Source organism: Williamsia sp. R60, from assembly GCF_054063855.1.
This window is the reverse complement of the sequence record NZ_JBSSGR010000003.1, coordinates 240,143-258,648: the sequence shown is the minus strand read 5'-3', so window position 1 is coordinate 258,648 and position 18,506 is coordinate 240,143. Positions and strand designations below refer to the sequence as shown.

At 64.6% G+C, this 18,506-nt stretch carries 22 protein-coding genes; 10 read left to right on the top strand and 12 right to left on the bottom strand.

The window, feature by feature from the left end:
- Window positions 1–19 precede the first annotated feature (19 nt).
- Window positions 20–772 (bottom strand): isocitrate lyase/PEP mutase family protein, encoded by a 753-nt coding sequence (locus ACVWY6_RS14560; protein WP_030165905.1) that lies wholly within the window; start codon window positions 770–772, stop codon window positions 20–22.
- Window positions 773–977: 205 nt separating this feature from the next.
- Here ACVWY6_RS14560 and ACVWY6_RS14555 point away from each other — a divergent pair, with 205 nt between their 5' ends.
- The 3 genes from ACVWY6_RS14555 (at window position 978) to ACVWY6_RS14545 (ending at window position 2,978) form a co-directional block, all read left to right on the top strand.
- Entirely contained in the window at window positions 978–2,114 is a 1,137-nt protein-coding gene (locus ACVWY6_RS14555; protein ID WP_457538955.1) for a diguanylate cyclase, read from the top strand.
- Window positions 2,115–2,188: 74 nt separating this feature from the next.
- Entirely contained in the window at window positions 2,189–2,572 is a 384-nt protein-coding gene (locus ACVWY6_RS14550) for a VOC family protein (protein ID WP_457538954.1), read from the top strand.
- 118 nt (window positions 2,573–2,690) lie between these two features.
- On the top strand, window positions 2,691–2,978 hold the full coding sequence (locus ACVWY6_RS14545) for a hypothetical protein (RefSeq protein ID WP_457538952.1): 288 nt from the start codon (window positions 2,691–2,693) through the stop codon (window positions 2,976–2,978).
- A gap of 52 nt (window positions 2,979–3,030) precedes the next feature.
- Here ACVWY6_RS14545 and ACVWY6_RS14540 read toward each other — a convergent pair whose 3' ends face one another.
- The 5 genes from ACVWY6_RS14540 to rnhA form a co-directional block, all read right to left on the bottom strand.
- Entirely contained in the window at window positions 3,031–3,801 is a 771-nt protein-coding gene (locus tag ACVWY6_RS14540) for a GAF and ANTAR domain-containing protein (RefSeq protein ID WP_457538950.1), read from the bottom strand.
- A gap of 193 nt (window positions 3,802–3,994) precedes the next feature.
- A complete protein-coding gene (locus ACVWY6_RS14535) occupies window positions 3,995–5,104 on the bottom strand; it encodes a PQQ-dependent sugar dehydrogenase (protein WP_457538948.1) in 1,110 nt (369 codons plus the stop codon).
- A gap of 116 nt (window positions 5,105–5,220) precedes the next feature.
- A complete protein-coding gene (locus tag ACVWY6_RS14530; RefSeq protein ID WP_023954488.1) occupies window positions 5,221–5,430 on the bottom strand; it encodes a dodecin in 210 nt (69 codons plus the stop codon).
- A 161-nt stretch (window positions 5,431–5,591) separates the two neighbouring features.
- Window positions 5,592–6,509 carry a D-isomer specific 2-hydroxyacid dehydrogenase family protein gene (locus tag ACVWY6_RS14525; protein WP_457538946.1) on the bottom strand — a complete coding sequence of 306 codons (918 nt, stop codon included), beginning with the start codon at window positions 6,507–6,509 and terminating at the stop codon, window positions 5,592–5,594.
- A complete protein-coding gene (rnhA, locus tag ACVWY6_RS14520) occupies window positions 6,506–6,991 on the bottom strand; it encodes a ribonuclease HI (protein ID WP_457538944.1) in 486 nt (161 codons plus the stop codon). Before rnhA ends, ACVWY6_RS14525 begins: the two co-directional genes overlap by 4 nt.
- Window positions 6,992–7,089: 98 nt before the next feature.
- Between rnhA and ACVWY6_RS14515 the strand changes: the two genes are divergently transcribed.
- The 4 genes from ACVWY6_RS14515 (at window position 7,090) to ACVWY6_RS14500 (ending at window position 11,816) form a co-directional block, all read left to right on the top strand.
- A complete protein-coding gene (locus ACVWY6_RS14515; RefSeq protein ID WP_457538942.1) occupies window positions 7,090–8,112 on the top strand; it encodes a nitronate monooxygenase in 1,023 nt (340 codons plus the stop codon).
- A 310-nt stretch (window positions 8,113–8,422) separates the two neighbouring features.
- A complete protein-coding gene (locus ACVWY6_RS14510) occupies window positions 8,423–10,258 on the top strand; it encodes a hypothetical protein (protein ID WP_457538940.1) in 1,836 nt (611 codons plus the stop codon).
- Window positions 10,258–10,491 carry a hypothetical protein gene (locus ACVWY6_RS14505; protein WP_457538939.1) on the top strand — a complete coding sequence of 78 codons (234 nt, stop codon included), beginning with the start codon at window positions 10,258–10,260 and terminating at the stop codon, window positions 10,489–10,491. The genes ACVWY6_RS14510 and ACVWY6_RS14505 overlap by 1 nt, the downstream gene beginning before the upstream one ends.
- Window positions 10,488–11,816 (top strand): hypothetical protein, encoded by a 1,329-nt coding sequence (locus ACVWY6_RS14500; RefSeq protein WP_457538937.1) that lies wholly within the window; start codon window positions 10,488–10,490, stop codon window positions 11,814–11,816. The genes ACVWY6_RS14505 and ACVWY6_RS14500 overlap by 4 nt, the downstream gene beginning before the upstream one ends.
- A gap of 8 nt (window positions 11,817–11,824) precedes the next feature.
- On the opposite strand, the gene ACVWY6_RS14495 is transcribed toward ACVWY6_RS14500, so the two are convergent.
- The 4 genes from ACVWY6_RS14495 to ACVWY6_RS14480 all read right to left on the bottom strand — a co-directional run bounded on the left by ACVWY6_RS14495 (window position 11,825) and on the right by ACVWY6_RS14480 (window position 14,414).
- Window positions 11,825–12,601, bottom strand: a complete 777-nt coding sequence (locus tag ACVWY6_RS14495; protein WP_457538936.1) for a glycoside hydrolase family 16 protein — start codon at window positions 12,599–12,601, stop codon at window positions 11,825–11,827.
- A 5-nt stretch (window positions 12,602–12,606) separates the two neighbouring features.
- Window positions 12,607–12,756 (bottom strand): hypothetical protein, encoded by a 150-nt coding sequence (locus ACVWY6_RS14490; protein ID WP_023954481.1) that lies wholly within the window; start codon window positions 12,754–12,756, stop codon window positions 12,607–12,609.
- An 87-nt stretch (window positions 12,757–12,843) separates the two neighbouring features.
- Window positions 12,844–13,278 carry a VOC family protein gene (locus ACVWY6_RS14485; protein ID WP_457538934.1) on the bottom strand — a complete coding sequence of 145 codons (435 nt, stop codon included), beginning with the start codon at window positions 13,276–13,278 and terminating at the stop codon, window positions 12,844–12,846.
- A gap of 65 nt (window positions 13,279–13,343) precedes the next feature.
- Window positions 13,344–14,414, bottom strand: coding sequence for an arsenic resistance protein (locus tag ACVWY6_RS14480; protein WP_457538933.1), 1,071 nt, complete (start codon window positions 14,412–14,414; stop codon window positions 13,344–13,346).
- On the opposite strand from ACVWY6_RS14480, the gene ACVWY6_RS14475 reads away from it, so the two are divergent.
- The 3 genes from ACVWY6_RS14475 to ACVWY6_RS14465 all read left to right on the top strand — a co-directional run bounded on the left by ACVWY6_RS14475 (window position 14,413) and on the right by ACVWY6_RS14465 (window position 16,132).
- A complete protein-coding gene (locus tag ACVWY6_RS14475; RefSeq protein WP_457538931.1) occupies window positions 14,413–14,646 on the top strand; it encodes a DUF3263 domain-containing protein in 234 nt (77 codons plus the stop codon). The two genes, ACVWY6_RS14480 and ACVWY6_RS14475, sit on opposite strands and share 2 nt — an antisense overlap.
- Window positions 14,647–14,714: 68 nt before the next feature.
- Window positions 14,715–14,927, top strand: a complete 213-nt coding sequence (locus ACVWY6_RS14470; RefSeq protein WP_023954477.1) for a hypothetical protein — start codon at window positions 14,715–14,717, stop codon at window positions 14,925–14,927.
- Between the two features lie 230 nt (window positions 14,928–15,157).
- Window positions 15,158–16,132 carry an antibiotic biosynthesis monooxygenase gene (locus ACVWY6_RS14465; protein ID WP_457538929.1) on the top strand — a complete coding sequence of 325 codons (975 nt, stop codon included), beginning with the start codon at window positions 15,158–15,160 and terminating at the stop codon, window positions 16,130–16,132.
- 25 nt (window positions 16,133–16,157) lie between these two features.
- Here the strand turns inward: ACVWY6_RS14465 and ACVWY6_RS14460 are convergent, their stop codons facing one another.
- Window positions 16,158–16,907, bottom strand: a complete 750-nt coding sequence (locus ACVWY6_RS14460; RefSeq protein ID WP_457538927.1) for a maleylpyruvate isomerase family mycothiol-dependent enzyme — start codon at window positions 16,905–16,907, stop codon at window positions 16,158–16,160.
- Between the two features lie 77 nt (window positions 16,908–16,984).
- A complete protein-coding gene (locus tag ACVWY6_RS14455; protein ID WP_457538925.1) occupies window positions 16,985–18,505 on the bottom strand; it encodes a signal peptidase I in 1,521 nt (506 codons plus the stop codon).
- Window position 18,506 lies beyond the last annotated feature (1 nt).

The following is an 18,506-nucleotide window of genomic DNA, read 5'->3' as shown; positions in this document are numbered from 1 at the left end:
ACGCCGAGCGGGCCGCTGATCACTTCCAGCGTGCGAGTACCTCGCCTGCGCGTTCGGCCAAAACCATCTGCAGGATCGGACCGAAGCTGACCCGGGCGACACCGAGCGCGGCCAGGGCTGCCTTGTCGTCGTTGGCGGGGTGACCGATCGCGTTGACCGGGAGAGGTAGCTCGGCGGTGAGGCGCTTGTGGACGTCGTCGGAGTGGAAGCCGACGGGGTAGAGCACGTCGGCGCCGGCGGCGGCCGCCAGTTTCAAGCGGTCGATGGCGCGGTCGACGCGGTCGTTTTCATCGCCGACCTGTTTGACGAAGAGGTCGGTGCGGGCGTTGATCACCACGTGGGTGTCGGTGGCGTCCGATGCTGCACGCAGTGCTCCCACGAAGTCGGCATGCTCCTGTGCCTCACGCAGGCGGCCGCCCTCACTGTGCACGGTGTCCTCGATGTTCAAACCCACAGCGCCGACACTGAGCAGGCCATCGATCAGTCGCTTGGGGTCTTCGCCGTAGCCGGACTCGATGTCGACCGAGATCGGTACGTCGACAGCTTCGGTGATCTGCTTGATGCGGGTGATCAACTCATCGAAGGTGATGCCCTCGTTGTCGGCCTTGCCGATCGAATCCGACACCGGGTGACTGCCCACGGTCAGAGCCGTGAAACCGGCGGACACGGCGAGGTTCGCCGACCACGCATCCCACACCGTCGGGAGGATCACCGGATTTCCTGGCTGGTGGAGTTCGAGCAGAGTGGTTGCCTTGCTTGCGAGATCAGTCATGGTTTCTACAACTACGCCCGTCAGAGGGGCCATTCCATCGGTTCCCACATGTTGGACGACCGAACCGGCGACGTCCGGTTCTTATGTGGTCTGCATCTCACCGAGCAATCTCGCGGCCCTTCGATGCCGAATTGACAGAGTGACATTTTCGCAGCCTGCTCACGTGTTGATTCGTACCGCCCACTAATTGCTTGGGAGCCGCCGCATGCACTTCATCCGGAGGTGGTGGCGGCAACCGTTCGATTATCAGTGGACGCTGAACTACCACCGCTCGCGCGGATCCCTGGTCGTCAACCGCCAAGCCGTCGGGATGTGGTCGTTCTTCTACGGGGTGGCCGCGCTGCTGTCGCTGGGGTCCCCGGCCGGTCCACGCGACACCGTCGCCGCGCAAGGTGCGGTCTTGGTTGCTGCGGTCAGCAGCATGGTCGTCGGCCTGGCTTGGCTCCGGGGCCCATGGCCGTCAAGACGAGCTGCGCAGCTGTTCCTCGTCTACTCCGACGTGGGTGTCGCGGTGGTGCTGTTCACGTTCGCCGACCCGTTCGTCGCGATGACCGGCTGTGTGTTGTTCGCGGTGACCGCCGCCCACATCAGCGCATTTCACAGCCCGCGATGGCTGGCCGCGCACCTGGCGTTCGCCACGTCGACCACCGTGGCGTTGTACCTCAACGTGCTGGTCACTCCCGGGCAAGACGTATTCATCGCATCCGCTCTGCTGGCAGTCTTGCTGTCGGTCCTGTTGTCGGCGCCGATCATGATGCAGTCCGGCCTGCTGAACCTCGGCCACGACGCCAGCGACGCGTTTCGCGACCACCTCACCCAACTCCGCAACCGACGCGGCCTCGAAGTGGACTTCCCCCAGCTGCGCTTCGACGGTCCCCGGACCTTGCTGGCCGTGCTGATGCTGGACATCGACGAGTTCAAGATGGTGAACGATCAGCACGGGCACCACGCCGGAGACACCGTCCTCGAACTCGCTGCCTCCAGACTTGCCGCGACGGCGGGTCCGGCAGCGCTGGTGGCCAGGGTCGGTGGGGAAGAATTCGCGGTCGCTGTCACGGGCTCAGCCGAGCAGCTGGTCGACCTGGCCGAACGTTTGCGGATCGTACTGCGCAACCCGCATGATGCCTACCCGATCACGGTGAGCGTCGGTGTTGCCGTGGCGGCGCACTGCATGACCAAGTCGGGACGCCTTCGACCAACCATCGCTCTGCTGAGTGCACTCGCGCCATCGGCTGACGCCGCGATGTACCAGTCGAAGAAAGGCGGAGGAGATGCGGTGACTTTTGCGCCACCCGCCGTCGAGCACGATCTGCCGCCGAAGAGCGCCGGGGTCGACCGATGAGTTGAGGACACATCGGTGGTCGGTATTGGCAAGGCGATGACCATCGGCGGTGACCGCCGGCGAGGAGGATCGACATGCTCGACATCAGCAACGCGTTCAGTGGGTTCGCGGTCAAGGACATCGAGGAGGCCCGGAGTTTCTACTCCGAGACACTTGGCCTCGAGGTCGAGGACGGCCCGATGGGGCTGCTCAACCTGCACCTGACCGGCAGCACCAACGTGCTGGTGTATCCCAAGCCCGACCACGAACCGGCAGTGTTCACCATTCTCAACTTCGAGGTCCCCGATATCGATGCGGCGGTGACCGCGCTGACCGAACGAGGGGTCGAGTTCGACCGGTACGACGACTTCGACCAAGACGAGCAGGGGGTCTTTCGCGGATCTCGAAACGACCAGGGTCCGGACATCGCATGGTTCCGGGACCCATCGGGGAATGTGCTTTCGATCATCGGGGTGTGACGGCCGGAGGTGACGCCGCTGCTTCGGCACCCTCATCGCCGGTAAGGCCCGTGAGTCGAACGGATGAACATTTCGCGATAGACGACGCGAGTTTGCGATAACCGGCAGAATGTACAGCGTGACTTTTCTTGAGCGGCCGGGTCGTCAATCGCAGCTCAGGCCAGTACTGGTCCGTCGTGATGCGCGGCGGACCGTTCCGCGCGAGATGACCGGAATGCTGTGGGACCCCACCGTCGGGGGCCATCGGCCGATCCGGCCCTCTGTCACGCGCACGACCCGCAGCATCGCGCCCCGCGAGACACCGCGCATCTCCATCAGCGGCAGTGACCTCACGATGTTGCTGTCGATGTCGGGGCTGCTGGGCGGAGTGCTCGGGGTGGTCGGGCTGATCGAGCTCACTTCCTGAGCGCATCCTCGTCGCGTGACTCACGTCGCGGCGCCCGAATATCCGCCTGCGCTCAGTGATCTTCCAGGTCGAGGGTGCGCAGGTTCATCCGCCGGGCGACCACATCGTCCGCGACGTCCTTGAGTGAGCGATCGTGTCGGAACGAGAATGCCCGCAACCTGGCCAGCCCTTCATCGGCGGACACGGACAATTGGGCTGCCACCATGCCGGATGCGAGGTAGACGTCTGACCGGGAGAACCTGTCCGTGGTGTGGTCTTGTGCGTGACTCATATCGGCTGCGGCCGTGGCAACCCGGTCGTCGTAGTCGCCCTGGGTGGCGAGGTAATCGTGCCAATTACGGGTGACCGTGTACCCGGCAGCCGTCGCAGTCGCCGTCGCGGCAGCGTACTCATCGGCACTCAACGCGCCGGCTGTGCGACGGTACAACTCCAGCACAGCTAGAGGCGTCCCTCCGGCGGCCACCGGGAAGGCGAACACGGCACGAGCACCGAGGCCGAACGCCTCACCGACGAATGTGGGCCACGGGCTCGCCGTTCGGCTGTCGAGATCGGAGAGTAGCCGGGCGTCGTGGTTGTCGTAGGCATCCAGACACGGACCCTCGCCGAGCGTGAACTGCAAATCGTCGAGCTGCTGGGCCAGAGCGTCGGTCGCATAGACCAGGTCGCGAACCCGGCTCGATGTGGTGAGGAGGGTCAGTGCGGCTCCATCAACACCGGCGGCGTGCACCACGTCCTCGCAGAGTTGTCCCAACCCCGTCGAGACGGAACCGCCAGTGCGTGGTTGGCCGGCGCCGCGGACATCGTGATCTTTCCCGCCGCCCACTCGATCTCCCTCCTTGAGGCGCGCATCTGTGTCTCTTGGCGAATAGCCGTGAGCGAGGATAACCAAACATCACCGGAAACGGTGCCGACGTGCCTGCCCCTCGGCCGCCGGAAGGGATTGGCGGCTGATATTGAGATGTTGGTGAAAATGTTGTGACGCAACGGTATTCGTCGCGTATCGGTGCGTCTTGTGGTCAGTTGGGGAGGGCCGGCACGCGTTTGATGCGGTCATCGCCCGAACGTGCGTCGCCCCGCCCGTCGGTGTTGTTGGTGAGAAACCACAGCGAGCCATCGGGGGCCACGGCGACATCACGCAGACGACCGAACTCGCCGACGTAGAGATCGCGTGCGGTCTCGGGAGCGGCCACGGGTACCGCACGCAATCGCTCGCCTCGTAGATTGGCGATGTAGATGGTGTCGCCTGCGATGGTCATGCCGCTGGGGCTGGCGTCGTCGGGATTCCATTGCTGGACGGGGTCGATGTAGATGCTGTCGAATTGCTCGCCTCTGCCCTCCAGTCGGGGCCAGCCGTAGTTGCCGCCCTTCGCGATGACATTGAGCTCATCCCAGGTGTCCTGGCCGTACTCGGAAGAGAACATGGTCCCGTCGGCTGCCCACGCCAGACCCTGGACGTTGCGGTGTCCGAGCGACCACATCGGGCTGCCTGCTGTCGGATTGTCGGCGGGCACGTCTCCATCCGGGGTGATCCGCAGGATCTTGCCGGAGAGACTGGCGGGATCTTGCGCTTTCGGCCGGTCCTGGGCGTCGCCGGTGGAGATGAAGAGCATGCCGTCGGGACCGAATGCGATACGGCCGCCGTTGTGGGTTCGTCCGCCCGGGATGCCGGCAAGAATGGGTTCGACAGGGCCGAGTCCGAGACCTCCGGTTGATCCGGTCAGGCGGTATCTCACGACACGATTGTCCCCGTCGTCGCTGGTGAAGTAGACGTACAGGAACTCCTCCCGCACGGCGAGACCGAGCAACCCGCCCTCGCCTGCGGGTGCGACATCAGCCACCGCGCCGACCACCCGGGTGCGGTCGCCGACGACTTCGAGGATGTTGCCGGAGTCGCGTTCGCTGATGAGCGGTGCACCGTCGGCGAAGACGATCGACCATGGCGCGTCGAGCCCAGTCACCAGGTCCGTTGGCGCCCCGGCCGGAGCGACAGTTGCCGAAGAGGAGGCAGGGGTGGTCGCTTGCGAGGTTGCACCCGGATCAGTGGATCGTTCGTTGTCAGGGCTGTCGCACCCGGCGACGAGCAGCGCACCCGCCACCGCCAGCGCGATGCTGAATCTGTGTGTCATGCGCGTCTTCCGGTCGGGGAGGTACCGGGTGAACGCGCCTTGCCGACGCCGGCCGTGTCCGGTTTGGGCTCCTGTGAAAACCGTACCCGGACGCCGCGCCGACGCCGGCGTGCTTGTCAGTCCTCGAGCTTGAAGCCGATTTTCACCGTCACCTGGAAGTGGGCGATCTCGCCGTTCTCCACATGGCCGCGCGTCTCGACCACCTGGAACCAGTCGATGTTGTGCAGTGTCTGGGCAGCCCGTGACAGCGCGGTCTTGATGGCATCGTCTGAGCTGGTGGTCGACGAACCGACAATTTCGGTGACCCGGTAGACGTTGTCGCTCATGCCAATCTCGATTCTGTTGGAGTGTGATCAGGCTGAGGCTCAGCCCTCGACACCGAAAACATGCCGCGCCTTCAGCCTCCCGATGTTCATGAGGCCGCGCAACCATTTCGGTGCCGCAGATTCTTTGTCGGCCGGCCGCCGCGTCTCACTCATCGGCAGAATCAATAGCTCGCATCGGGATGTACCACCGCGAGCATGTCGCCGCCTGCGGCGAAACGCCGTAGGTTCTCGGCCAGCCATGGCGCCATGGTGCGGGTGAGTCCCGCGGACGGATTGGCCACGTGCGGGGTGATGATCACGTTCTCGAGGTCCCACAGCGGATCGTTGGCGTCGGGTGGCTCCGGGTCGGTGACGTCGAGCGCGGCGCCGGCGATTTCACCAGCCAGCAGTGCATCCCGCAGGGCAGCTTCATCGACGAGCGGCCCGCGCGCCACATTGATCAACCAGGCATGCCTGGGCAGCGCAGTGAGCGTGCGGGCGTTGATCAGGTGCCTGGTCTCGTCGGTGGCCGGAGCCGCGAGGACCACGTGGTCGATGAGACCCCAGACCTCGTCGATCCTGCTCGCCGGCAGCGTCTTCGAAGCGCCCTCGACGGGCCGGCCGGATCTGTTGACCGCGATCGCCTGGGCTCCGCAGGCCTTCAACCGGGGTATCAGCGACCTGGCGATGCCACCGGCGCCGATGATCCCGACCGTGGAGCCGTGTAGCGACCGCACAGCCGGGTCGATGGCCTTCTCATCCCAGTGCCGCAGGACCGCGACGTTGATCTGGCGAAGGCCCGCCAGCAAGAGCGCGAGAGCGTGCTCGGCGACGTTCTCGGCGTAGAACCCCGACGCGTTGGTCCAGATCCGCCGATCGTCGAGCAATCCCGCGCGCAGGAACGACTCGATGCCTGCCAGCCGCAGCTGCACCCATTCGATCGATTCGGGCAGCGGATCGGGGAAACCGTCGACGTTCCCGATCCAGACAAGGGCGCGCGCGTCCGCGAGGTCGGCCAGAGTGCCGCCTGCCGATGTTATGGCCTCGGACAGGTGTGGATCTGTGTGCGGCAGCAGAGCCACCGGGATGGGGGCGGTCATCCGGCCACCTGGCCCGTCCGTCCGCCGTCGCGCAATGCCCTCGCAGCGGTGGTGGCGAGTTGGTCGGCGATTTCGTTGTAGTGGTCGCCGGCGTGACCCTTTACCCAGCGCCACTCCACATCATGGCGAGCGCACTGCTCGATCAGCTCACGCCAGAGATCGCTGTTCTTGACCGGCTTCTTGTCCTTGGTGAGCCAGCCGTTGTTCTGCCACCCGGTCACCCACTTCATGATCCCGTTGCGGACGTAGGTGCTGTCGGTATAGAGGATGACCTTCGAGGGCTTCTTGAGTGCCTCGAGTCCTTTGATGGCCCCGGTCAATTCCATCTTGTTGTTCGTGGTCGCAGGATCGGCGCCCGACAACTGTTTCTCGTGGTTCTTGTACCGCAGCACCGCGCCCCACCCGCCCGGCCCGGGATTGCCGAGGCATGCTCCGTCCGTCGAGATCTCGATCGGAGTCGCCATGTCGATGTCGTCGGCCATGGCGAAGAGGCTACCGTCGCGTCGAGACCGAATGCAGCAGCCCGACTGCCGCACACCCGAGCCGGTGACCGCAGGCTCAGATCCCCGGGAGGTAGCACGTGCCCACCTTCGACCTTCGTGACCTGGACGCCCCCGTGATCGGCGCTCCGATGGCCGGTGGGCCCAGTACGCCGGCGCTTGCGGCTGCGGTGACAAATGCCGGCGGTATGGGCTTTCTGGCCGGAGCCCTGTTGAACGGCGAGAAGCTGGCCGCGGACATCGAGGAGGCGAGGTCTCTGACGTCGGGGCGCTTGGGCGTCAATCTCTTTGTCCCGCAACCAAATGCTGGTGATCCGGCGCAGATCGAGGCCTACGCAGCAGAACTCGCGCCACTGGCAGACAAGTTCGGTGCTTCGCTCGGTGAGCCGCGATACGACGACGACGCCTGGGCGGAGAAGCTCGAGGTGTTGCTCGACCTCAAGCCCGACGCGGTGTCCTTCACCTTCGGATGCGCCACGGCCGACGAGATCCGCCGACTCACCGATGCGGGCATCTTCACGCTCGGCACCGTGACCACGTCGACCGAGGCGGACATCGCACTCGGCCGCGGAGTCGACGCGCTGGTGGCGCAGGGCCCAGGCGCCGGTGGGCATCGCGGGACCTTCGACCCCACCGCTGAACCCGCACCGGGCAGCCTCGACGAGCTCCTCGCCGACGTGGTCGGACGGGGAGTCGATGTGGTCGCGACCGGAGGCATCACGACTCCTGAGGAAGTGAGCCGGGTACTCGCCCTGGGCGCACGGGCGGTCCAGGTGGGCACGGCGTTCCTGCTCGCCGACGAGGCGGGGACCAATGCCGTGCACCGCGCCGCCCTGGTGGATTCCGAGTTCACGACGACGGGAGTCACACGAGCGTTCTCGGGCCGTCACGCGAGGGGTCTTTACAACCGGTTCATGCAAGAACACGACCCTTCCGCGCCGTTCGCCTACCCGCAGATCCACCATCTGACCGGGCCCCTGCGGAAGGCTGCGGTCGCTGCGGGTGATCCGCACTCGACGAACCTCTGGGCCGGTACGGACTTTCGTAACGCCACCTCCGGTACGGCTGAATCCATCGTGGCCAGGCTCGTCTCGGCCCTCTGAGGTTGTCCCGGGCCGTTCGCCGATCCACCTGGATGGCTTGGTGATCTGACTTCGAGACCCAATGGATCTTGACACCCGGCGTTGTAACGTACAAAGTCAGGTGAACGCACGGTTACAGACGGCGGAGCCCGACGGCCTCGTCTACCTCCAGTGTACGGCTGTGCACTGAAATCAATCCACACAGCCTTCGCATTTTTGCAGGCAGCGGTAGTTTCGTCCCCTTGTGGGTGCACGTTCGTTTACTGTATTTTACTGAGAATCTCCAGTCGAGTGGATTCGGCCCAGTGTGGTGTGAGGTGGCGGGGAGTCGATGTTGACACAAGGTGAGAACGTGCTGGCGGCGTCCGAAGGTGGCGGAGCGGCACTGGATCAGGTCTTCGCCGTGAGCGCGGCTGCCGGGGTGGTCTCGGTGATGCTGCTCTGGGTTGGCTATCTCCACCGAACCCGGAAGATCACCTGGCTTGCATCTGTAGCCGAGTGGGCCGGTCGCCGCCTGAACCGCCCGCCATGGGCTGCGCTACCCGTATTCCTGTTCACCAGCACCATCATCTGCGCCCTGTTCGGGTTCATCTGGGACGTCAGTCTGCATATCGGCAAGGGTCGCGACGAGGGTCCGCTGGCAAACCCTGCTCACTACTTCATCCTCGTCGGCCTGTTCCTCCTCTTCATCGCGGGGATGCTGGCCGTCTTCCTGCCGTACGACAAGCCCGGTCCGGCAGCCGTTCGGATCACCCGCACCTGGTACGCACCCGTCGGTGGCATCTTGCTGGCCGGCTGTGGCTTCTACGCCCTGGTCGGTTTCCCCCTCGACGACATCTGGCACCGCATGTTCGGCCAAGACGTCACCCTGTGGGGCCCCACCCACCTGATGTTGATCGGTGGCGCGGGGTTGTCGCTGATCGCAGTGGTGTTGCTCGACCGTGAGGGCCGCGCCGCGATGGGCGAGAATGCGCCGGCCGACGGGTGGGGCAACTGGCTCACTCGGTGCATGGCGTTCGGCGGACTTGTCATCGGCCTGTCGGTCTTCCAGATCGAGTACGACTTCGGTGTCGAGCAGTTCCGGCTTGACCTGCAGCCCATGATGATCGCCGGCGCGGCAGCGTTTGCCCTGGTCGCGGTCCGCATGACGCTCGGACCCGGATCAGCCATCGCCGCAGCCCTTTTCGCAATTGCCATCAGAGGGATCGTTGCACTGGTCGTCGGTCCCGCACTCGGAGCACCGATCAACTTCTTCGCGCTGTACCTCGGCCCGGCCGTGGTGGTCGAACTGCTGGCCCTAACGCCCTTGGTGAGACGACCGGTGTTGTTCGGGGCTGTCTCCGGACTCGGCGTGGCCACCCTCGGTCTGTGGATCGAGTCGTGGTGGATCGATGCGGTGTACCACTACCCGTGGCCGACCGGGATGTGGGCAGAAGCCCTGGCCATGGCGATCCCGGTCAGCATCGCCACCGGTGTGTGCGGCGCTCTGTTGGCCGTCGTCTTGCGAGGCGAGCCGCTGCCGCGTCCCCGCCTCAGTGCTGTGGCAGTGGTGCTCACGGTCCTGATCGTCGGAGGGGCCGTAGCCAACGGGTTGCGCACCGAGGTGCCTGAGAATGCCAGCGCCACAATCACACTCACCGATGTGCCGAGCAATGGCGGTCGCATGGTGACGGCCGAGGTGACAATCGACCCGCCTGGGCTGGTCAGTGACGACCCCGAATGGGTGTCGATCCTCTCGTGGCAGGGCGGCATCGAGAACGACCGCGGTCTTTTCATCGATCCGCTCGAACGCGTCGGTGCCGGCATCTACCGGTCCACCGAGCCGGTGCCGGTGTCGGGGACGTGGAAAACGCTTCTGCGCGTGCAGGATGGCACGACGATGACCGCCGTGCCGATCTTCTTGCCCGCCGACCCGGGCATCAGCGCCCCTGAGGTGGCTGCGGAATCGACGATGACACGTGAGTTCATGCCCGAGATCAAGATCTTGCAGCGAGAGCGCAGCTTCGACTACCCGAGCTGGCTGTTCACGGTCGCCGGCCTGGTGGTGTTGGCGTGCTCGTTGATCTTGATCGCAGCGCTGTCGTGGGGTGCCGGCCGGATCAACAACAGGCAGCAGGAGACCGGGGCCCGTACGGACACGCGACCGACAGTGCAACCGCAGACCTGATGGGCGACAACAACGTCCAGTATCTGGCCGGCCACTCGCTGCTGTTGGCCGCGCCGGCGTTCTTTCCGGCGCTCATTCTGGTGATCGTGATCGTTGTCATCGCCGTCAGGGATCGACGGCGCGGCGACGATGATGGCTCCGGTCTCGATGGCGACGTCGAACGCGACTCCACCGAGCACGACGGCGACGAATACGTTCGCGGCGACGGAAACGCCGGAGACACACGCGGATGATCGTTGCGCATGGCCTGGGCGGATCCGAGGACCTGCCCATCCCGTACACATCTGTGCTCATCGGTGGGGCATGGGCGCTGACGTTCTCGTTCGCAGTGGTTGTTTTCGCATGGCGTACACCGAGGTTCGGTCCGGACAAACCTGGGCGGCCGGCACCGCTGTGGGTTGATCGCTTCGTCGATTCTCGGGTGACGCGCACCCTGGCGTCGGTGATGGCTCTGGTGTTTGCGGTGTGGGTGATGATGGCCGGGGTATTCGGCCCGAATTCGGACGACAACCCTTTCGCGGGAAGCTTTTACGTTCTTCTCTGGGTGGGGCTTGTTGTTCTGTCCGTGTTGGTCGGCCCGGTGTGGCGGGTCATCTCGCCGATCCGCACCGTCTATCGATTCGATAGCCGAGTTGTCGGCCGATCGCGTTCCGACCGCACGCGCGTCTACCCGACGACGTGGGGCTACTGGCCCGCATCCATTGGTTTGTTCGCTTTCGTCTGGCTCGAACTCGCCTCACCTGAGCCGGATTCGGTCCCGGCAATCCGGATCTGGCTGCTCTGCTACGTGGTGCTCATGGTCGCAGGCGCTGCCGTCTGGGGAGACCGCTGGCTCACCAGGTCCGACCCGTTCGACGTCTACAGCGTTGTCGCTTCCCGTCTTTCGGTATTCGGCCGTGACCGGGCAACTGGGCGGATCATCGTCGGGAACCCGATGAATCACCTGACCACGCTTCCGATTCTGCCCGGCACGGTGGTTCTGCTGTCGGTGCTGCTCGGCTCCACCGCTTTCGACAGCTTCTCCGACTTTCCCCAGTGGAAGGACTATGTGGAGTCGATCGGCGGCGGAGATGTGGGCTCCTCGGCGGCGCACACCCTTGCCCTTGTCGTTTTCATCGCGGTGGTGTTCGGAACCTTCACGCTCGCCACCCGGGCGACCGGTGGCGTGAGTTCGGCGCAGCGGCAAGCACTTCCGGGTCAACTCGCACACACGCTGATCCCGATCGTGATCGGGTACGTGCTGGCCCACTATCTGCAATATCTGGTGGAGAAGGGGCAGGAGACGTTCCTGGCTCTCGGCGATCCGCTCGGCCGAGGGTGGAATGTGCTGTGGCTCCAGGACGCCCACCCCGGTTATGTTCTCTCACAACACCCGACCGTGGCGGCCACGCTCAAGGTTGGGTTTGTCCTCGCCGGTCACATCGCCGCAGTCATAGCCGCGCACGATGCGTCGTTGCGACTTCTTCCGGCACGTCACCAGCGCACCGGGCAGTTGGCGCTGTTGCTGACGATGGTTGCGTACACCTTCCTCGGTCTGTATCTGCTGTTCGGCGGTTGACCGCCCGGTCAGGCGTAGCCGCGAAGATGATCAATCACCATTTCTGGCACCAGGTCATCGTCGGCGCCGTTGGACCGCTCCGGGAAGTCGAAGACGGCCAGCATCATCTGCATGGGATAGGTCGGGGGATTGAGGCATCGCCGGACAAACGTGCCGTCGACGTAGAACTCGACTGCATCGGTGGTCCATTCGACCGCGTAGTCATGGAAGTCGCCCACGTCGATGGGCAGCACCGTCGTCGCGAAGTCGTCGACCACCGACGGATCGCGAAACGGATGCAGACCGGTACCCACCGCGGCGGAGGGCGACGAGGTGATGGTCTCGCCGAAGATCTCGGCCACGCAGATCTCGGCGCTGCGCTCGGGAGCGTCTTCGAGGCCCACCATCCACCAGGCGAACATGGATCTGGGCGAGACGGTGGCACGCATCCGGATTTCCAGGTAGCCGCCCGCCGGCGTCCAGCCGCGAAACTCCGGTTGATGCTCTCGCACCACGGCCCCGTCGAAAGGCGGTTGCTGTCCCAGGGTGCTGCCGACAGCTCCGGATCCGTTGCCCGACTGGATGCCGGAGACCCGTAGCGGGGAGTGCTCGCCCGCCAGCCACAACGGCTGTTCCGGTGGGATGGACAGATGCAGACACGAGTCGGAGATCGAGTAGGTAGCCGCGGTGAGCGCTCGCGAACTCCATGCAGGCAAGTAGTGCGGCAACCACACTGCCGGGTCGAGATCGGGGTTGTCGAACTCCTCGGCGAAGGTCAGACGGCGGCCGCCGATGTCGGTGACCACGTGAATTACTGCCCGTCCGTGGAACCCTCGGTCCCACCCAGGGCGTGACCGCGGTTGATCTCGTGTCCGTGCTCGCCCGCCTCGTAGACGGCGGCTTGTCTCAGGAGTTCATCGGTCTCGCCGATAGGTTCCTCGTCTTCGAATGGAAAGGTCATCGATCCTCGCTGGTGATGGGCGCGTGCTGACCCCACCGTACGTCGCCACCTGCTGTTGCCGAGCGAAAAGCATTCTCCAGGACCGAGTCAGGCGAGGACCACCGTTCCGTCGGCCTCGACGTGCCAGCCGGGGTTGTGCGCGATCTCCCAGATGAGGCCGTTGGGATCACGGACCTGTGCGTGGAAGATGCCACCGAAAGCGCCCGGCTGCGGTGGTTTGAGCAGCGTCGCGCCGGCCGTGACCATGGCGTCGGCGACCGCCCGGACAGCATCCCGACTGTCGACGTTGTGGGCAACTGTCGCACCGGATATCGGTGGGGCACCGGCCACGCCGACGTCCTCGGCGAACTTGCCGGCGTCGAAGAACCCGAGCACAACGCCGGGCGCGATCTGGAAGAAGATGATCTCGTTCTCCACGTCCATCAGCGGCTTCCATGCGAGAGCGTGCACATAGAACTGCCGTGCGGCGTCGAGGTCGGCGGTGGCGAAGGTCAGGAAGTGGATCTGCTGGTCGAGTTGCACCCTTCTCACGCTAGGTCAGGGAGGCCACGGCATCGTGAACGTTTCGGACAATTGCGCAGACGATGTCAACGGGAAGGGAGCAGGTACGGAATCACCCGGACGTAGACGACCATGCCGACCCCCTCGACGAGGGTCTGTGTCACCACCACGGCCGCTGCCAGCTCGTAGCCCGCCGGTAGGGCGAGGGCCAGCGGGAGCACCACGAGTGAGTTGCGGGTGGCACCGCTGAAGACCAGCGCGCGGCGACCGGGATTGTCGAACGCGAACCTCGAGGCCACCCAGCGACCCACAAAAGCCATCACGACCAGGAAGAGAACGTAGAACGGCACAACCGCGACGACGTCACCGAGACTGCCGGACACCTTCGGTATCTGCGACGCGACAACCACGAACAGCACGATGACCATCAGCGGCACCATCGCGGCTGTTGCACATGAACTCACCCGACGCGCGATCGGGAAACGCACCGCCAGCGTCTGGGTGGCCCACGCGAGCAGCAGTGGCACCACGATGAGGATCACAAAAGCCTCGACGAGAGGTCGCACCGCGATGATCTGGGCGAGGTCCGACCCGAGGAACACGGCGAGGTAGACCGGTAACGACAGCATCTGCGCCAGGAGCAGAAGCGGCGTCGCGGCCAGCAACCGATGAGCGCTGCCCCCAGCGAGCCCGGAGAAGACGATCACGTAATCGATACAGGGACTGAGCAGCACGAGCAGCACACCGAACCGAATTGCCTGGTCGTCCGGCAAGAACACGAACATCGCCGCGACCACCAACGGGACGATGGCGAAGTTGAGTACTGCGACAGCGACCAGGAACCGGCGGTCTCGCAGCGACCGGGCGAGGTCACGGGTGGGGATCTGCAGAAACGTCACGTAAAGGAGCGCGCCGAGAGCCGGGTTGATGGCCCAGTCCAGCGACTCGCCGGCGCCCGGTGCGACAAGGCCGAGAACGATGCCGGCACCGATGGCCGCCACGTAGACGATCACTTGCCGGCGGTCGAGGACCTCGATCAACGTCGACAGTCGATGTCGCACTGCCCCTCGCTTTCTGGTCCGCACGATCTTCTCAGACGGCTGATCCGGCCCTTTGTCGGATGCGAAGTTCAGTCGCAGGATCGATAATTGGACCATGACCACTCGGAGCAACATCCCGCCGGACGAGGTGGAGCGAATGCTCGACTTCGCCCGGCGGTGGTACCCGTACGGCGGAGGGTCGGCCGACGACATCCTGGTGGAGTTCGGCATCGGGGAGCGGGACTACTTCGAGCGCCTCACCGATGTGCTCGACACCGATCAGGCCGGTAGTCACGACCAGTCTGTCGTCGCCGCGATCCGTCAGGTGTGCACCCGCCGCCTCGCATGACTGCGCCGGTGTGAACTGGGCTCCATCTGGATCGGACAGGAACTATAGAGCGGCTACAATTTTGCGCCATGACCTCCGGGCAGTGGGAGCAGGACTCGAACGAGGCGCAGGCAACGTATTTCGCCGCCCAGCTCGAGTTGTGGGCAACGCAGATCGAAGAAGAGCTGACCAACAACAAGGTGTCAGCGGAGATGCACTCGCGCAAACGGTTCGAGTTGTACGAGGTCCGTCGACAGATCGATGCACTTCGTCGACGATTTCCGGCCGCCTTCAGCGTCTGAGGCGTCAATGGTGCTCGCGCGACCGGGTTTTCGTGACACGCGGTTGCTACCTCCCTCGGTTGCGCCGAGGTCGTGCCGATGAGCGATTTCTGCACACGGCCGGTGAAACGCAGCCGTCTCACGTACGATTCCGCCAGGAAGTCGAAACGACGCGCTTCGAGTCACGTCGAGGTGTGGCCCAAGCCGGCCTGCCCGTGATTCCACCGCGTGACGACGAGTAGGAGCCGGCGATGACCGCCGAAGCAACGACCACAAACAATGCCGCAACGGTGATCATCGGCCAAAAGGTCCGCCCAGGAACTGAGCGTGCATTTGCCATCTGGCAAGACGACATGAATGCTGCGGCGGCCCGCTATCCGGGGTTCATCGCCGCGGAGACCGCGCAGCCGACGGACGTGCAGCCCGACTGGGTGGTGGTGTATCGCTTCGATTCGGTGGCTCACGTGCAGGCCTGGATCAACAGCGCCACACGGCAAGAACATCTCGACAAGGGCCGAAAGTACTTCGACGGCCCCGCGACGCAACAGGTCATCACCGGTGGCGCGGCCCCGGTGGATCCGCTTGTCACCGTGGTGGTGACACACCGGGTCTCACCGGAACACATCGACGACTTCCTCGAATGGCAGGGCCGCATGCGCGAGGCCGAGACCGGGTTCAAGGGGTTTCGCGGGACTGAACTGTTCCGGCCCATCGAGGGCCTGCAGAACGAGTGGACGGCGTTGTACCGCTTCGACAGTGCCGCCGACCTGGATGCATGGCTCACCTCACGTGAGCGGCAGGTACTGCTGGACGAGGGCAAGAAGTTCAACGAGTTCGAGTTGCGCACGATCGACAACTCATTCGGTAGCTGGTTCGCGTTCGACCAAGACGGTCACCGTGCGCCGATACCGTCGGACACGAAGATGTCCACCGCCGTCTGGGTGGGTCTCTATCCCACCGTTGTGCTGCTCTCGCTTGCCCTTTCACCTTTGGGCATGCCGCTCTGGCTCGGGTTGCTGATCGGCAACCTGCTGTCGAGCTTTGTGATGACGTTCTTCACGATGCCGTACTACGTCAACAAGATCCTTGGTCACTGGCTGTACCCGTCACCGAGCACCCCCAAGAGGCAAACGAACTTGCGGGGGTTCGCAGTGATCCTCGCGGTGATGGCTCTGTGGACCGTGGTGTTCTACCTTGTCACCGTGGTGTTCTGGACACTGCCTTGATGATCGGCTGACTCAGAACTGCCGGTCAGAACTGGGTACGTTCCAGCCAGGTGTCCCACACCTGACGATCACCTAGGATCTCCAGGCCAGCTTCCTCCGCCGATTTGCGTCGGCTGATCGCCAGCAGCAGGCCCGATGACGGCCCTCGTACGGCAGCATCTGCTTTTGCGTGGCTGTGGTCCCACACCACCACTCCTTGCTGTCCGCGGATGAACCATTCGCCGTCAGGACCGAGATCCGTCTCGGATGCGTGTAGATGCAGGGTTGCCCCGTTGTCGAGGGGAGCCGTCGCGCCTGCCGGCCGCGCCGCCATGAGACCCAGCCATTCGGAAATTCCGTCGGCAGCGAGATCAGCGACGAGATCGAACGGAACGTCAAGCGCCAGTTGAGCATCCGCGCGGTGCACGGTGGTCTCGTGCAACCGTCGTCGAATCCACCAGGCGGCCGGCTGGGGTCCGGTGAACGTCCACACCGGGGTGTCGGCACCGGTCTGCGCGACTGCGGCGAGGAGTGTCTGCACACCGTCGTTGAACCACTCGATGGCACCGTCGAGGTCCTCCGGTGGCTTGCCGTTCGGCACCTGGCGCGGGTCGGCCGGGCTATCACGTTGCTCGCCCACGATCTGCGCGGCCCAGCGATCGCCACGTCCGACGTGCCGGAAGAGTTGCTGGATCGTCCACTCGGGGCAGGTGGGGACTGGCTGCGTGAAGTCGGCGTCCCGGATCGCCTCGCCGAAGAGCCGGTTCTGTTCTACGAGTGCATCGGTGTAGTCCACGATCGGACAGTACCGCGTCTGTGTGACAGACAGGAGGGCATCGGAACCATGATCGTCGCTCCCCGTGACCACGGAGTTCAGACCAGAGCGGCGATCTCTGGAGGCAGATCGGAGTTCGGGACGGCGGTCGTCGACCACACTCCGCCTGATTGCGACACTTTGTCGGCCTGGCCGTCGTGGATGACCCAGAGAGTGTCGGTTCCTGACTGCCAGTGCAGATTTGACCCGGCAACAATGCTGTCTGTGTAGACGACCGATGCTCCTGAATCGCGGATCGTCAGATTCGATGCGTCCGCGTAGGCGGTGTAGGCCCCGCTCGGTGAGGTGACACCCCCCGCAGGCAAGGCTGTGGTTGGCGGCGGAGTTGTTGTGGTCGTCGTCGTCGCCGGCGGGGTTGTGGTTGGGGTCGTCGCGGGCGGCGCCGTAGTTGTGGTCGTCGTTGTGGTGGCTGGCGGTGTCGTTGTGGACGTGGTCGGCGGCGTAGTTGTGGGCGCTGTGGTCGTCGTCGCTGGCGGAGCGGTGCTGGTGCTGCTGGTGGTTGCGGGCGCCGCCATTCGGGCCGCCGTCTGGCCTGCAGCACACTGGATAGTTGTCAGAAAATTGACGTAGGTAGACGTGAAGTTGTGGGTTGAGTAGGCCGTCGACGTGGAACCTGTTGCCCCGTAGACGGTATGGAGCCGTGCGGTGTAGGTCCGTGTGCCGCTGCCTGGTGCCGGAGCGGCGCCTGCCGTCGGGTGATAGCTGGTGGTGCCTTCGGGGATTACATGCGAGCCGACGTAGGTGGTCCCGTTGAAAATGTCGATGCGGTAGTAGTAGCCACTCGGTGCCGCGGTCCAATAGAGCCGGGCAGTTCGTGGTGCGGCCTGATCATCGACGCAGTTCAGGTTTGACGGAACAACCGCGAAGTTGCCGTAGAGGGCTGTGGTGAATGTGCTTGTTGTGGTCGCGGTGTCAGCAAACAGGGCTGTGGTGTCGGCGATCTGAACTCCGGCAGTGACGACGGTGGTCGCAATGACCAGGGATGCTGCCGCGGTACCGACCCGGCCACTCCCATTCCGGCTGTGTCCGCTGCTGGCGTGGTTTTGATGATCGCCGTCGCGTTGCGGCCGAAAAGCCAGGAACAGCAAGCCTGCTGACGTCAGGGCGATCAATCCCCAGGCGGGAGGCGTACCCAGCCACGAAACGACGTAACCCGCGGCAGGGATGGTGAAGAACACGCGATCAGCAGAGGAGGTGACGTACGGCGCCGGATCTTCAGAGGCGTTCGCATCACCCTTCATTCGGAACGTGGCCGTTCCCTGCGTCAAGGAATCGATGGCGACGAGGCGGTGGGTCAGCAGTGAGCCGTCCGCCCGTTTCACACTGACGATGTCACCCGAATCGAGAGCGGACGCGTCGACTTCCTTCGCCAGGACGAGTGATCCGACCGGCATCGCCGGTTCCATCGACCCGGAACGCACGATCAATGGGCGGATACCCAAGGTGAGCGCAAGGACCGCCGCGATGATGCACATCAGCCCGGCGACGGCCCCGACCGTCAGCGCCACCTCGGGAAGGATTCGTGTGTGCCGACGGGCCGCGGAATGGCGGGTTGCCATG

Coding starts and splice junctions, on each gene's coding strand:
- ACVWY6_RS14560 (WP_030165905.1), bottom strand. CDS start 772: ATGACTGATCTCGCAAGCAAGGCAACCACTCTGCTCGAACTCCACCAG.
- ACVWY6_RS14555 (WP_457538955.1), top strand. CDS start 978: ATGCACTTCATCCGGAGGTGGTGGCGGCAACCGTTCGATTATCAGTGG.
- ACVWY6_RS14550 (WP_457538954.1), top strand. CDS start 2,189: ATGCTCGACATCAGCAACGCGTTCAGTGGGTTCGCGGTCAAGGACATC.
- ACVWY6_RS14535 (WP_457538948.1), bottom strand. CDS start 5,104: ATGACACACAGATTCAGCATCGCGCTGGCGGTGGCGGGTGCGCTGCTC.
- ACVWY6_RS14530 (WP_023954488.1), bottom strand. CDS start 5,430: ATGAGCGACAACGTCTACCGGGTCACCGAAATTGTCGGTTCGTCGACC.
- ACVWY6_RS14525 (WP_457538946.1), bottom strand. CDS start 6,509: ATGACCGCCCCCATCCCGGTGGCTCTGCTGCCGCACACAGATCCACAC.
- rnhA (WP_457538944.1), bottom strand. CDS start 6,991: ATGGCCGACGACATCGACATGGCGACTCCGATCGAGATCTCGACGGAC.
- ACVWY6_RS14510 (WP_457538940.1), top strand. CDS start 8,423: ATGTTGACACAAGGTGAGAACGTGCTGGCGGCGTCCGAAGGTGGCGGA.
- ACVWY6_RS14505 (WP_457538939.1), top strand. CDS start 10,258: ATGGGCGACAACAACGTCCAGTATCTGGCCGGCCACTCGCTGCTGTTG.
- ACVWY6_RS14500 (WP_457538937.1), top strand. CDS start 10,488: ATGATCGTTGCGCATGGCCTGGGCGGATCCGAGGACCTGCCCATCCCG.
- ACVWY6_RS14490 (WP_023954481.1), bottom strand. CDS start 12,756: ATGACCTTTCCATTCGAAGACGAGGAACCTATCGGCGAGACCGATGAA.
- ACVWY6_RS14475 (WP_457538931.1), top strand. CDS start 14,413: ATGACCACTCGGAGCAACATCCCGCCGGACGAGGTGGAGCGAATGCTC.
- ACVWY6_RS14480 (WP_457538933.1), bottom strand. CDS start 14,414: ATGGTCCAATTATCGATCCTGCGACTGAACTTCGCATCCGACAAAGGG.
- ACVWY6_RS14470 (WP_023954477.1), top strand. CDS start 14,715: ATGACCTCCGGGCAGTGGGAGCAGGACTCGAACGAGGCGCAGGCAACG.
- ACVWY6_RS14465 (WP_457538929.1), top strand. CDS start 15,158: ATGACCGCCGAAGCAACGACCACAAACAATGCCGCAACGGTGATCATC.
- ACVWY6_RS14455 (WP_457538925.1), bottom strand. CDS start 18,505: ATGGCAACCCGCCATTCCGCGGCCCGTCGGCACACACGAATCCTTCCC.